10 protein-coding genes are annotated in these 14,186 nt (G+C 58.8%); 9 read left to right on the top strand and 1 reads right to left on the bottom strand.

All coding sequences use genetic code 11. The features are described from left to right. Positions 1-400: 400 nt before the first annotated feature. The 8 genes from QA648_RS20040 to QA648_RS20075 all read left to right on the top strand — a co-directional run bounded on the left by QA648_RS20040 (position 401) and on the right by QA648_RS20075 (position 10,996). Positions 401-1,435, top strand: a complete 1,035-nt coding sequence (locus tag QA648_RS20040; protein ID WP_260304648.1) for an amino acid ABC transporter substrate-binding protein — start codon at positions 401-403, stop codon at positions 1,433-1,435. Positions 1,436-1,520: 85 nt separating this feature from the next. Beyond that, the gene (locus QA648_RS20045; RefSeq protein WP_104826080.1) at positions 1,521-2,651 is read left to right on the top strand and encodes an ABC transporter permease subunit; all 1,131 of its coding nucleotides are present in this window, start codon (positions 1,521-1,523) and stop codon (positions 2,649-2,651) included. Positions 2,652-2,653: 2 nt separating this feature from the next. Next, the gene (locus QA648_RS20050) at positions 2,654-3,748 is read left to right on the top strand and encodes an amino acid ABC transporter permease (RefSeq protein ID WP_104826081.1); all 1,095 of its coding nucleotides are present in this window, start codon (positions 2,654-2,656) and stop codon (positions 3,746-3,748) included. Positions 3,749-3,776: 28 nt separating this feature from the next. Beyond that, positions 3,777-5,924, top strand: a complete 2,148-nt coding sequence (locus QA648_RS20055; RefSeq protein WP_260304650.1) for a N,N-dimethylformamidase beta subunit family domain-containing protein — start codon at positions 3,777-3,779, stop codon at positions 5,922-5,924. Between the two features lie 124 nt (positions 5,925-6,048). Next, on the top strand, positions 6,049-7,428 hold the full coding sequence (locus QA648_RS20060) for an aspartate aminotransferase family protein (protein ID WP_260304651.1): 1,380 nt from the start codon (positions 6,049-6,051) through the stop codon (positions 7,426-7,428). A 63-nt stretch (positions 7,429-7,491) separates the two neighbouring features. Next, positions 7,492-8,244, top strand: coding sequence for an amino acid ABC transporter ATP-binding protein (locus tag QA648_RS20065; RefSeq protein ID WP_260304652.1), 753 nt, complete (start codon positions 7,492-7,494; stop codon positions 8,242-8,244). 25 nt (positions 8,245-8,269) lie between these two features. Continuing rightward, a complete protein-coding gene (gene betC / locus QA648_RS20070; protein WP_260304653.1) occupies positions 8,270-9,817 on the top strand; it encodes a choline-sulfatase in 1,548 nt (515 codons plus the stop codon). 144 nt (positions 9,818-9,961) lie between these two features. After that, a complete protein-coding gene (locus QA648_RS20075) occupies positions 9,962-10,996 on the top strand; it encodes a proline racemase family protein (RefSeq protein WP_260304654.1) in 1,035 nt (344 codons plus the stop codon). A gap of 77 nt (positions 10,997-11,073) precedes the next feature. Here QA648_RS20075 and QA648_RS20080 read toward each other — a convergent pair whose 3' ends face one another. Further along, positions 11,074-11,766, bottom strand: a complete 693-nt coding sequence (locus QA648_RS20080; protein WP_260304655.1) for a TetR/AcrR family transcriptional regulator — start codon at positions 11,764-11,766, stop codon at positions 11,074-11,076. A gap of 336 nt (positions 11,767-12,102) precedes the next feature. Between QA648_RS20080 and QA648_RS20085 the strand changes: the two genes are divergently transcribed. Then, positions 12,103-14,175, top strand: a complete 2,073-nt coding sequence (locus QA648_RS20085) for a hydantoinase/oxoprolinase family protein (protein WP_260304656.1) — start codon at positions 12,103-12,105, stop codon at positions 14,173-14,175. Positions 14,176-14,186 lie beyond the last annotated feature (11 nt).

Raw genomic sequence — 14,186 nt, forward strand, 5'->3', positions numbered from 1 at the left:
TTCAACTTTTTGCTTGACTTTGTCGACATTAGAACGACTAATTATAAAGTCGACATTAGAACGACAATTGATTGGCCGAAGATGCCAACGGGTGGGAACTGCGCTTAGCGCGCTAAAAATAGGGTGAGGCGATGAAATCGAGCACTGGGGGAATGCGTTTCCCGCTGCCAATGCCTGTCGATCAAAAGTCGAAAGGCGACGCTTTCTTTAGCTCTGTGATGACCTTGTTTTTGCGTCGCAGACGAGCCGTGTGGCCACTTTCTTAAAGCTGACGACTTTCGTTCGACCGTGCCATCCCACGGTTCGAACTGAATGAATGGGTCGCTTACGGGCTTAAGCCCCCGCGACGCGTCCCGGGCAATTGAAAATCAAGGTCACATCCAACAGAGGACTGAAGGTAATGAAGAATATCTTGAAACTAGCCGTCGCCTTGGCGTCATTGACTGCAGCGGGTACTCAGATCGCTGCTGCAGCCCCTGGCGATACGTTGAAGGCCGTTCAGGGGCGCGGCTATGTCAATTGCACGTCGAGCGATGGCAACTTCGAAGGCTTCGCGGAAGTCGATGCCCAAGGCAAATGGCATGGCCTGGATATCGATTATTGCCGCGCTGTCGCGACCGCGATCTTTGGTTCTGATGACAAACTCAAACTCATCCCCGTGAGCTGGGCCCAGCGCTTTCCGGCGCTTCAGTCCGGCGATCTCGATCTCGTCATCAAGGCGAGCGGCTGGTTGATGAGCCGCGACACCGAACTTGGCCTTCAATTCAGCATGCCCTACTTCATCGGCGTCACAACGTTCCTGGCCCACAAGGACCTGAACGCAAAGTCGATGGCTGACCTGCAGGGTGGGACCGTATGCCTCGCCGGCGGCACGAGCACGGAAAAGCTCATCAGCGACTACATCAAGCAGAACAAATACGACGTCAAAATCGTAACCTTCGAAAAGAACACAGAGGCAGCGGCCGCTTATTTTGCGAACCGTTGCGACTCCTATGCCGAATGGGGCCCTATCGTCGCCGCTACTCGTGCGACTTCGGCCGACCCTGACAATCACGTCATTCTGTCCGATTCCATTTCGCTGGAGCCGGAAGCTGTCGTGATGCGCCAGGGGGATGACTCTTGGGTGGACCTCGTCAACTGGGTCATCGCCGTTCAGCGCATCGCCGAAGAAAACGGCGTCAACAGCACCAACGTCGACCAGATGAAGGCCAATCCTCCGAATACGGTCGTCGGCAAACTGCTGGGCGCCACGCCTGGCATTGGCACCCGTCTCGGCCTCAAGGATGACTGGGCTTACAATGTCATCCAGAAGCTCGGCAATGCCGAGGAAATGTACAACCGCAACTTCGGCACGGAATCCCGCTACAAGTTGCCGCGCGCTTTGAACTCGCCCTGGAACAAGGGCGGCGTGTTCTTCGCTCCGGTTCTCGACTGACCTGAACGATGTCCTGCCGGCGAAGGTCGGCAGGACATCCTGGGCCTATGACAAAATCCCAACATGCCCTGGGGGGATCGCAGTGATGACCACATTGATCGGAAACCGCAGATACCGCAATGTCGCCTTGCAGCTAGCTTTTGTTACGACAATCGCTGCAATCGTGATTGTGGGTGTCGTGACGACGCGGCATAACCTGCAGGTGCAGGGGGTCTCCATGGGATGGGACTTCCTGAACTATACCACGGGATCGACCATCTCCTTCAGCCTGATTGATTACGACATCAACTCGACGTTCGCCCGTGCGCTTCTGGTCGGTTTCGTCAATACGATTTTTCTGGGCGTCATTTCCGTTTCCCTGGCGGTGATACTCGGCACGATCATCGGTACGGCGCGCCTGTCGAGGCACAAGCTCGTCAATTTGATAGCAGCGTCCTATGTTCAGGTCTTCCGGAATATTCCGCTGATATTGCAGGCATTTTTCTGGTATTCCCTGATCACCCATCTGCCTTCGCCCCGTTCGGCGATCGCTTTGCCCGGCGGTATTTATATTGCCAATCGCGGCATTTCCTTCCCCTGGCTGAACGTGGAGCCCTGGCATGTGGTCTTCGCGGCGGCTGCTTTGGCGGCTGGACTCATGCTGACCGTCCGCTCCCTCCGGCGTTCGGCACGTTCAGCCGCTTTTCTTTGGCTCGCAGGCGGCGTGGCTTGTGCCGCCGTTGCCATAATCTTCGGCCGGCTCGACGGTTTGCCGTTGGTCGATGTACCGCACGTCCAGGGACTTCGTCTTGCGGGAGGTGTCATGATGGTACCGGAGCTCAGCGCCGCCATCGTTGCCATTTCGCTGTTTGGCGCATCCTATGTCGCGGAAATCGTCCGTGCCGGCTTTCTGGCAATTCCAATCGGACTGACGGAAGCCGGGCAGGCCCTTGGCCTGCGCAACTGGCATATTTTCTGGCGCATCCGGCTGCCTCTGATGATCCGCAAAATACTGCCGACCATGACCAACCAGATCATCTGGCTGATGAAAGCCACAACGATCGGCATAGCGATCGGCTTCTCGGATTACTTCGGTGTCATCGCCAATTCGATCAATCACTCCGGGCAGACCCTGACGCTGATCTTCCTGCTCATCATCGGGTTCTGGGCAATCAACATGTCCATCGCCTTTGTCATGAACACCATCAATCGTGCAATCGCACTGCCGGGGCGTTAGAAATGAAAGCGGAAACCACATTGACCGCCATCGATCTGTCGTCAACACCGTCGGGCAGGTGGATTGCTGACCTTCGACGCGACTATTTTTCGACACCGGGCCAAGCCTTGGTGACACTCGTTTGCCTGACGCTGGTTGGAATTTTGGTCTGGTCATTCGTCAGTTGGGCCTTCCTTCATTCCGTTTGGACTGGAACGCCCGAGGACTGCCACAAGGCCAGCGGCGCATGTTGGGCTGTTGTCACCGACCGCTATCGTCTCATCCTGTTCGGTCTCTACCCATATGAGGAGCAATGGCGCTCTGCCTTGGCTTGTCTTGCTATCCTGGCAACCGTCATTCTCTCCTGTATTCCCCTGTTCTGGTCGGCAAAGCTGCTGCCTGTCATCTGGCTCGTTGGATACGGCACCTTCTATTATTTGATGAGGGGCGGGATCCTCGGCTTGCCGGTCGTCCTTGAGACGCAGTGGGGTGGCCTGGCGCTCACGACATTCGTCTTCTCTTCCACCGTCGTGATCGGCATGCCGCTGGCAATCATCCTGGCATTGCTCCGCAGATCGAAATTGCCGGTGATTTCGTCGGTAACCGCACTCTTCATTGATGGCGTGCGCTCGCTGCCGCTGCTGTCCATTCTTTTCACGGCTGCCATTATCCTTCCCTTTGCGCTGCCGAGCTTCCTGGTTGGGGATAAGCTTTACCGGGTCATTCTCGGCGCAGCGGTTTTCTTTGCTGTCTATCAGGCGGAAATCATCCGGAGCGGCATTCAGTCCCTGCCGGCGGGCCAGGAGGAAGCAGCCGTCGCGCTTGGCCTGAACTATTGGCAGACAATCTCGCGGATTATCCTGCCGCAGGCATTCCGTCTTGCATTGCCGCCGACGATCAACCAAGTCGTTATCGCGTTCATGGAAACGTCGCTCATCGTTATCCTCGGCTTCTTCGAGGTCACGGCATCGGGCAATGCATCCTTTTCGGCGGGCGGCTGGAACACGTTCTATGCGGAGGTCTATTTCTTCGTCGCGCTGATTTACTTCACCTTCACTTTCTCGCTCTCGCGATATGGCGCCTATCTGGAGCGATCGCTCAAGACATCGTCGCGTTGATGGTGCATAGGAGCATGGAGCACGCGCGATGCTGATCGGCTATACGGACAGATATTCGGCGCGGGCTGGCGAGACCATTGAGGTCAAGGTTTCGAGCAGCTTCCGCTGCGATTATCGGGCCGATCTGGTCCGCCTCTATTCGGCGGATCCGAACCCAAAAGGGCCGGGCATGGATGCACGTCCTGTACCCGCAGCCTTCGAGGGAACATATCCCTCCGTTGAGAAATCCGCTTACCCGGGCTCCTACGCCCTGATACCGCTTGCCGGGCTGGACGATATTCGCGGCGCCACGGTCTCGATCCGGTTCCAGCCGCGGCTGGAGAAGGATCGCCCGCAAACGATGCTTTCGCTGAAGGCCGCCAATGGTCGAGCGGTTTCCGTCAGCATCGAAGCGGATGGTCCGACCGTCGATTTCGACGGCACTGTTACACCCGTCGCCTGTCGGCTCGAACTCGGCGTCTGGTATGAATTACGGCTCGGTTTGACGGCTGCCGACGTCAGGCTGGCCTTTTATGTGGTCGCCACGGGAGAGCGGATTGCTCATGCCTCTGTGGCCCGGCCCGACAATGACGGGATATTCGTCGAGCTGTCGCTCGCGGCCCGGAGGAGAGGGGATGACGCCTCCTTTATGGCGCACTTCTTCAATGGGCGGCTCGAAAACCCTGCGATCACCCGTGGTCTTCATTTGCCGGACGCCCTCGGGCCGCTTCCGGCGGATGACGGCGCGGTCCTCGCCTCCTGGGATTTCGCGCAGGGCATCCCCACCGACACGATCCGGGATCGGGGGCCGAAATCGCTCGACGGCAAGCTGGTAAATCTGCCCGCCCGTGCAGTGCGAGGATCGCGGTGGACCGGCGCGGAGATGTGCTGGCGGCATGCGCCGGACGAATATGCCGCCATTCATTTCCATGAAGACGACCTGCATGATTGCGGCTGGGAAACAGATTTCCGCTTCGATATTCCCTCTGATCTCCAAAGCGGCGTCTACGGGATAAGGCTCCGCTGCGAAGGGGCTGAAGACATCATTCCGTTTTTTGTCCGTCCCGCTGCTGGCGGCAAAAATGCGAAGATCGCCGTTCTCTTTTCTACATTCACCTACCAAGCCTATTGCAACTATCCGAGGACGAATTACGGCCCGGCCTATATCGCTCGGCGCGAGGCCTGGGGCGGCTATCCGCATCATCCGGCCCAATTTCCCCAGTTCGGGCGTTCGCTCTATGACGTGCATCCCGACGATAGTGGGGTGATGTTCAGTTCAGCCCTGCGGCCACAGCTTTTGATGCGGCCCGGCTTCTTCGCCTATCTGGACGACAAAGGATCGGGGCTGCGGCATTTTCCGGCCGATATGCACCTCATTGCGTGGTGCGCGGCAAAAGACATCGCGGTCGATGTCGTGACGGATCACGATCTCGACGCGGAGGGCGTCGCAGCACTGGCCGGTTACGATCTGGTGCTGACGGTGAGCCATCCGGAATACCATACCGGCCGCTCGCTCGACGCGATCCAGGATTTCATCCGGGATGGCGGCAATTTCGGCTATCTCGGCGGCAACGGCTTCTATTGGCGCGTCGCAACGAGCGCGGCGTTTCCCGGCGCGATCGAAATGCGCCGCTGCGAAAGCGGCGTCAGAATGTGGCAAGCCGAGACCGGAGAATTTTACCATGCCTTCGACGGGCAGTATGGCGGCCTCTGGCTGAAGAACGACCGCCCGCCCCAGAGGCTCGTCGGCATCGGAATGTCGGCACAGGGTCCGTTCGACGCCTCATATTATCGCCGCACGGCTGCCTCCCGCACCCCGAACTTCGCCTGGCTGTTCGAGGGCATCGAGGAGGAGATTATCGGCGACTTCGGTTTTTCCGGCGGCGGCGCGGCGGGCTTCGAACTGGATTGCATCGATCCCTCCCTCGGCACACCGGCCGAAACCGTCGTGCTCGCATCGTCCGAGGGACACTCGGCCGAATATAGTTGTGTGCCGGAAAGGATCTGGAACCCGGACGTCCATACGCGCGAATGGCAGGCGGAGCAGATCAGGGCAGATCTTTGTTTCGTGCCGATGAAAGGGGGAAACTTCGTGTTTTCAACCGGGTCGATCATGTTCTGCGGAAGCCTGCCCGCGAACGGATACGACAACAACGTCTCACGGCTTCTGGAGAATCTCGTGCGACGTTGTCTGTAGCCAGTTTCGAGGCGTGATCCGCCTCGTATTCGTCGGCACGATGCCGACGGCCGTTTGACGAACCGCCGGTCTCACCCCGTACTCGTCCGAAGCCGCTCGAAAGTTCGGCAAAAATGAGGATATGATGAGCCTTTCAAATTCGATCAAGGACAAGGACCTCGCGTCCCACCTGCATCCGTTCACCAATCTGGCCCGCCATCAGGACGTCGGGCCTTTCATGATCGAGCGGGGCGAAGGCATCTACGTGTTCGACGATCAGGGGCGCCGATACATCGAAGCCATGTCGGGGCTGTGGAGTGCCGGTCTGGGGTTCGGCGAGAAGCGGCTGGTTCATGCTGCGACACGGCAATTGGAGAAATTGCCCTACTATCACAGCTTCACACACAAGGCGCACGCACCTGCCATCGAATTGGCGTCAAAACTTGCGGAGCTTGCCCCTGGCGATCTCAACCATGTGCATTTCACCAATTCCGGTTCGGAAGCGAATGACACCGTCGTCAAGATGGTCTGGTACATCAACAATGCTCTCGGGCGGCCCCAGAAAAAGAAATTCCTGGCGCGCCAGCATGGCTATCACGGATCGACGGTGGCCTCCGCGAGCCTGACGGGTCTACCGGCAAGCCACCGGGATTTCGATCTCCCGGCAATACCTGTTCGGCATCTCACCGCGCCTTACTTTTATCGCTTCGGGCTTCCTGGCGAAACCGAAATGGAGTTCTCCGCGCGGTTGGCGCGGCAACTCGAGGATACGATCCTCGCCGAGGGGCCGGAGACGATCGCCGCTTTCATTGGCGAACCTCTGATCGCTGCCGGCGGGGTCATTCCCGCACCGACAGGTTATTGGAGCTATGTTCAAGATATCTGCCGGCGTTACGACATCCTCCTCGTCGCGGATGAGATCATCACGGCTTTCGGTCGCCTCGGGACCATGTTCGGTTCGGAATATTATGGCTTCCAGCCGGACATAATGGTGCTATCCAAACAATTGACGTCCTCCTACCAGCCACTGGCGGCAATCGTAATCTCCGATGCGCTGAACGAGGTGCTTGTCGAAAACAGCGGCAAGATTGGCACTTTCGCCCACGGCTTCACGACGACGGGACATCCCGTCGCCACGGCGGTCGCGCTGGAAAATATTGCCATCATCGAGGAGCGCGGCCTTGTCGCCCATGCGCGCGATCTCGGCGAGCGGCTGCAGGCCGGGTTACGGCAATTCTCCTCTCACCCATTGGTAGGGGATGTTCGCGGAGCCGGCCTTGTCGGCGGTGTCGAGCTGGTCGCCGACAAGCACACAAAGGCAGCTTTTGAGCGCCGCGGCGATCTCGGCGCTTATGTTTTCCGACGTGCCCACGAGCACGGGCTGATCATTAGAAGCATCTACGACACCATTGCTTTCTGTCCGCCGCTGATCACGACGGACGAACAGCTCGATGTGCTTCTGGACGCCTTTTCGAGAACGCTCGACAACGCCGCAAAGTGGGTCGAGACGGAAGGGCTGAAGTGACGAACCGAAATCATGGAGCTGGCGACTCCACACCTCGCCATCAAGCAGAGAAAGGGAGCAAATATGAACAGCAAGCAGCCGTCGACGGCCGTTGAGGTCGTCAATCTTGGGAAATCCTATGGAAGCTACCAAGTGCTTTTCGATGTGAACCTCAAGGTGGCGAGGGGGGAGAAGATCGTCATCTGCGGGCCTTCCGGTTCCGGCAAGTCGACCTTGATCCGGTGCTTGAACAAGCTGGAGGATCATCAGTCCGGTACCATCCGTGTTCTCGGCACCGAATTGAACGACGATATCGAGAACATCAATGAGATCCGCCGCGAGGTCGGCATGGTCTTCCAGCACTTCAACCTGTTTCCCCACCTGACTGTGCTCGAGAACTGCATCCTTGCACCCATGCTGGTCCGCAAGCAGGACCGCAAGACGGCGGAAGCGCAGGCGATGACCTATCTCGAGCGGGTCAAGATTCCGCAAAAGGCCGGCGCCTATCCGGGCGAATTGTCCGGTGGCCAGCAGCAGCGCGTCGCGATTGCGCGGGCGCTCTGCATGAAGCCGGAGATCATGTTGTTCGATGAGCCGACATCGGCACTCGATCCTGAGATGATTTCCGAAGTGCTCGACGTGATGGCCGAGCTCGCCCAAGGCGGCATGACCATGTTGTGCGTCACGCACGAAATGGGCTTTGCCCGCAAGGTCGCGGACCGCGTGGTCTTCATGGACAAGGGCAGCATCGTCGAAGAGGCGTCGCCCTCCGAGTTCTTCGACAATCCGAAGCACGAGCGTTCGAAAGCCTTTCTCAGCCAGATTCTGGGGCATTGAGGAGATACGAAGGAGCGCAGCCAGCATGAAACCGAACATCCTCCTGGTGATGTGCGATCAATTGACGGCGATCGCGCTCTCCACCTATGGCAATACCGTCTGCAAGACGCCCAACCTCGACGCCCTTGCCGCGCAGGGCTCGGTGTTCGAGAACGCCTATTGCAACTATCCGCTTTGTGCGCCTTCGCGTTTTGCGCTGATGAGCGGAAGGCTACCATCGCGGATCGGTGCGTACGATAATGCCGCCGAGTTCCCCGCCGCGGTTCCCACCGTCGCGCATTACCTGCGGGACGCCGGCTACTACACCTGCATTTCGGGGAAGATGCATTTCGTTGGGCCAGATCAGCATCACGGCTATGAAGATCGTCTGACCACGGAAATCTATCCCGCCGATTTCAGTTGGGTGCCGCCAAAAACCTACGACGAGCTTGAGGACGAGGAGACAGTCGCGAAGGGTAAGGTGCCATTCGGGGTTTCCAGTGTCGAAACCATTGCCGACGCAGCGCCACTCGCGCGCTCACAGCAGATCGACTACGATGACGAGGTGGCGCGGCGGGCCACCCAACATATTTACGACTGGCGGCGATATGGCGATGGCCGTCCGCTGTTCATGACGGTTTCCTTTACCCAGCCGCACGACCCCTATGTCATCACGAGGGAATTCTGGGACCTCTATTCGGACGAGGGTATTGATCCGCCACGAACGCCGAAGATTGCGCTGGAGGATATGGACCCCCATAGCCGATCTCTTTACTTCCACTACAGCCTCGACAAATTCGATGTGACGGATGAGGTCTATCGCCGGGCGCGGCGGGGCTACTACGGCATGATCGGCTATGTCGACCGCAAGCTCGGCGAGCTGCGTCAGACGCTTGATGATGCCGGCATGGCCGACGACACCGTGATCATCTTCACGTCCGACCATGGCGACATGATCGGCGAGCGTGGGCTCTGGTTCAAGAAGAACCTGTTCGAACCGGCGATCCGGGTGCCCCTGATCATCCTCCGTCCGGGCGCCAACCAGCTTTCGCGGATCTCGGCGCCAGTGTCGCTGATCGATCTTCTGCCGACATTCGTGGACATCGCGACAGGCTCGACCGAGGCCATCATCACCGAACATGAGGGAAGCAGCCTGCTGCCGTTGCTCGACCGGGATCAGCCGGATCGCATCGCCATGGCCGAACATATCGATGGCGGCACGAAAGCGCCGCGCGTCATGCTGAGGCGTGGGGCGCAGAAGATTGTCGTGTCCGAAGCCTATCCGACGCAGTTCTATGACTTGTCTGCCGATCCCTGCGAAATGCGCAATCTGGCGGACGAGCCTTCAAGGCAAGCCGATGTGGCCCGGCTCATGGACATAGTCCGACAGACATGGGACCTCGGCCGCTTGCGCGAGGACGTCATGCGAAGCCAACGCGTCCGTCAGTTCGTGAACCGGGCGATGCAGAAGGGCAAAGCGCGGGAATGGGAGCATTATCCGGAGCCCATCCGGGAACACACCAAATTCGTTCGCACGGGCGAACGCTTCCCCGATGTCGAGCGGCGCTCCTATTTGCCCTATGGCGACTACTGACATGTTCGCCGAGCCCATGAACTCGACCAGTTGCTCGGCGCTTGCCGTTTCGGAAGCGCGCGGCTTGTGGGACCGCATGCGCCAGCACCAGCCCGACCATACCAAAAGGGGCGGACGACGTTCGCCCACAGCAGAGAGGCAGAAATGAAATTTGATCGGAAACTTGAACTCCTCCTGGTTCATTGCCAGGGGGAGATTGGAAATGTCCTGGTCGCGGGCGCGCCGGATATTCCCGGGGCGACCATGCTCGATAAAATGAATTACATCAACTCGGTGGATGACAGCCTTCGCCGTTTCGTGACATTCGAGCCCCGCGCCAATGTCGCAATGACGGTCAATCTTCTCTTCCCGCCAACCCGTCCGGACGCCGATGCCGGCTTTATCGTGCTCCAGGCCGACCGCGCCCATCCGATGTCGGGGAGCAACAGCATATGTGTCGTCACCGCGCTTCTCGAAAGCGGTCGTGTGCCGATGGTGGAGCCGGAGACCATTGTCAGGCTCGACACGCCCGCAGGACTGATCACTGCAAGAGCAAGGTGCGAGAAGGGCCGATGCGTGTCGGTCAGCATCGATAATGTCCCGAGCTTTGCCGAAAAGCTGGATCAGGAAATCGACACGCCGAAATGGGGGCGTATCAAAATCGATATTTCGTTTGGGGGCGTCTATTACGGCCTGGTCGATGTGGAGCAGATCGGCTTGACCATTGCGCCCGAAAACGCGCGCGCACTAGCGGAGGCCGGTATCGAGCTCAAGGCATTGTTGGCCGAGCAGGTGAGTGTCAAGCATCCGACGTTGCCAGGGATCGATGAGATCGCCTACGTCATGTTCCGCAGTCGTGAGCCGGACGGCGCAATTCGTACATGCACAACGCTCAAGCCGGGCCGCGTCGACCGATCGCCCTGCGGCACGGGCAGTTCGGCGAATCTCGCAACCCTTCACGCCCGTGGACTGGTTTCCGTTGGCGAGACGCGGATTTCCCGCTCGATCATCGGCGGTGAATTCCGTGTCGAAGCGATCGGCGAGACAGAGATTGGCGGGAAGAGGGCCGTCGTGCCGCGGATTTCCGGGCGGGGTTTCGTCTACGGGAGCCAAATTCTGCGCCTGTCCGAAGACGATCCTATTGCGAAGGGGTTCGCGCTTTCCGACACATGGGGGCCTCAAGTCGGCCTGCTAGGCTGAGCCCGCTCGTCAGATCCATCCGTGCGCCGGACATTTCCGTCTACCGACGGGAGTATCCGGCGTATTGTTTCGGAGCGCTATTTTCGAAGGTAGGAAAGCACCATTTCAACCGCCTGCTTACGCTGGCGCGCAACGGTTTGGTCGCTGCTTAAGTCCTCCTCAAGCACGATCGAGAGCGTGTGGATGTTCGAGAAGTAAAAATAACCGAGCGCCGAGATCGAAATATAGAGGTGCTTCAAGTTGACGTTCGATCGAAACAGACCCTTTTCCTGCCCCTTGCGAATGATCTGGTCCAGTTTGTTTAGTAGGGGCGTATAGAGCGATTTGATGCTCACCGCCTGCTTCAGGAAGCGCGCGTTTTGCACATTCTCATGGGTCAGCATGCGCACGATCCGGGGATTCTTGGCGAAGGTGTCAAATGTCGACTCGGTAAGCCTCCGCACCGACTCGATCGGATCGAGATCATCGAGCTCGATTTCGTGCTGTGACGCCCTGAGCTTCTCGTAGGTGTCCGAGAGGCTGGCGATATAAAGCTCTTCCTTGCTGTTGAAATACTTATAGATCAGGCTTTTGTTGGTTTGCGATTGCTCTGCGATCGCATCGATGCGGGCGCCATCAAAGCCGCGCTCCGTGAACTCGTCGATGGCAGTATCGATAATTCGCTGCCTGGTCACGAGTGGGTTGCGGATTCTTTTTTTCTTGGGCGCTTCGTTTGCTGGCATGTGCATTGTGATATCCGCTCGATATTCTGACTGGCCCGAACTGAACAATCGCCGTTGCGTACTCGTTCACGCCTGCCGCGGGGCAAGGACCTTTCGTAGCCCAAAGAGACCCACTTCGCAAATCGCATAAATCCGCGTTCCCGCGCCGACGGAGCGGGGCCATCAAGCCATTGATATTGATTGGCAATTTTCTGCGTCAGTCCCGCAATTGACCATTGACTGGCCTCTTAAAACGGGCTAGCTGTCTCCTTAATAAACTAAATAGTTCTATAGCGAATGGCGATCGGCCAGTCAATCGGTAGCAGCGGCACGGCTGCTGGCGAACGACCTCGCATGTCCAATCGCTCCCAATCGCCTCAAGGCGCGAGAACGCAGGAGACAGCAATGAACAATGCACGCATAGGCGTGGATATCGGCGGCACCTTCACCGACTTGGTTCTTTTCGGTGATGGCGGAGAGACCTTTTTCACCAAAGTGCCGTCGACCCCTGCAAAACCCGAGGAAGCGGTTCTGACAGGCATCCGCCAGATTACCGCGTCGGCGGGATTGAACGTCGACAGGGTCGTGGAGGTCGTCCACGGCACCACGGTCGGTTCGAACACGCTTCTGCAGAAGGTCGGCGCCAAGACCGGGTTGATTACCACCAAGGGTTTTCGGGATGTCCTGGAGATCGGCCGCGTCCGCACGCCGACCATGTTCGACCTGAGCTGGGAGAAGGCCGTTCCGCTGATCGCCCGCCGCTATCGCATGGAGGTCGATGAGCGCTCGACCGCAGACGGACGCATCTTAAAGCCGCTCAACGAGAGCGAGATTATCGAAATCGGTCAGTTCTTCGAAAGTGAAGGCGTCGAATCCGTCGCGATCTGCTTCATCAATTCCTACCGCAATCCCGAGAACGAGACCCGGGCGCTGGAGATCATGCGCGCCAATTTCCCCGATATGTGGGTCACGGCTTCGGTCTCCGTTCTGCCCGAAATTCGCGAATATGAGCGGACCTCCACGACGGCGGTAAACGCCTATGTTCTGCCGTCGCTGCGGGCCTATTTCGAACGGCTCGAGAATGGCCTTCGTGAAATCGGCGTATCCGCTCCGCTCCTGATCAGCAATTCGAATGGCGGCCTTTCGAGCGCGAAAATGGCGCAGGAAAAGCCCGTTTTCTTCATCTCCTCCGGCCGCTCCGCCGGCGTCGTCGGCGCCGGCCGGCTGGGCGAGGTGATGGCGGAAAAGGATCTCGTCGTCTTCGATATGGGCGGAACGACCGCTTCTGCATCGCTCATTCACAAAGGCGAGCTCTCGCGGGCCAATGAATATGAGTTTCGCGCCGGCATTTCGACGCCCAGCCGCTTTATCAAGGCAGGCGGCTATCTGATGCGCGTCCCGACGGTGGATGTTGCCGAAGTCGGCAGCGGCGCAGGTTCCATCGCCCGCATCGACGAGGGCGGACTGCTGCATGTGGGGCCGATCTCGGCCGGCGCCGACCCCGGGCCGGTTTGCTATGGAATTGGCGGAAACGCAGCCACGGTCACGGATGCGAATGTGATCCTCGGTTTCCTGCCCCCGGCATTGGCCGGCGGTACGATGAAGCTCGACGTCGATGGCGCCCGTGCCGCGATCAAGCGTGATCTCGCCGACCCTCTGAAGCTCTCCGTCGAAGACGCCGCGTTCGGCATTCGCGAAGTCGTGAATATCAACATGGCTCGTACGATCAAGGCGGTTACGGTCGAACGCGGTGTCGACCCGCGCGATTTTGCAATCCTGGCCTTTGGCGGCTCCGGCCCGGTTCACGCCTGCGATCTTGCGAGGACCCTCGGCATCTCCCGCGTGATTTTTCCGAAGTCGCCGGGCGTCTTCACCGCGACGGGCATGCTGGCCGCCAAGGTCGAACGCTATTTCCTGCGCAGCCTCAACGGCATGCTGGATCAGTTGCCGGTTGCTCGGGTCAACGAGCTCCTCCGGGACATGCGCGCCGAAGCGATCGCCTCCCTCAGGGAGGAGGGCTACAGCGAAGCTCAGGTCGAGTGCGGATTCGAGGCCGACCTCCGTTTCAAAGGCCAGGATTTCGAACTGCCGATCGCCTTGCCGGAAACCGTTACGGATGCGCATCGCGATTCGCTTCGGGCTGCGTTCCGGGATGCCTATAGGGCGATCTATGGCTATGCGTCCGATGACGGCGTGGAAATCGTCAATATCCGTCTCAATGCGAGCGGCAACACCGGCAATCGTCTGACCTTCAAGCCACATGCGCCGGATGACGCCGTAGCTGAAGTGGCGACTCGCAGGATCTACTTTTCGCGGACCGATGGCTGGATCGACACGCCGATCTATCAGCGTAGCACTTTCAAAGGCGGCGTCAGCGGCCCGCTCATCATCCAGAGCCCGGACACAACCATCGTCATCCCGCCGCGCGCAAAGGCCGATCTCGATGCGTTCGGCAATGTCGTCGCAACGCTCTCTTGAGTCCCTGGGAA

Source organism: Rhizobium sp. CB3171 (genome assembly GCF_029714265.1).
GTDB lineage: Bacteria > Pseudomonadota > Alphaproteobacteria > Rhizobiales > Rhizobiaceae > Rhizobium.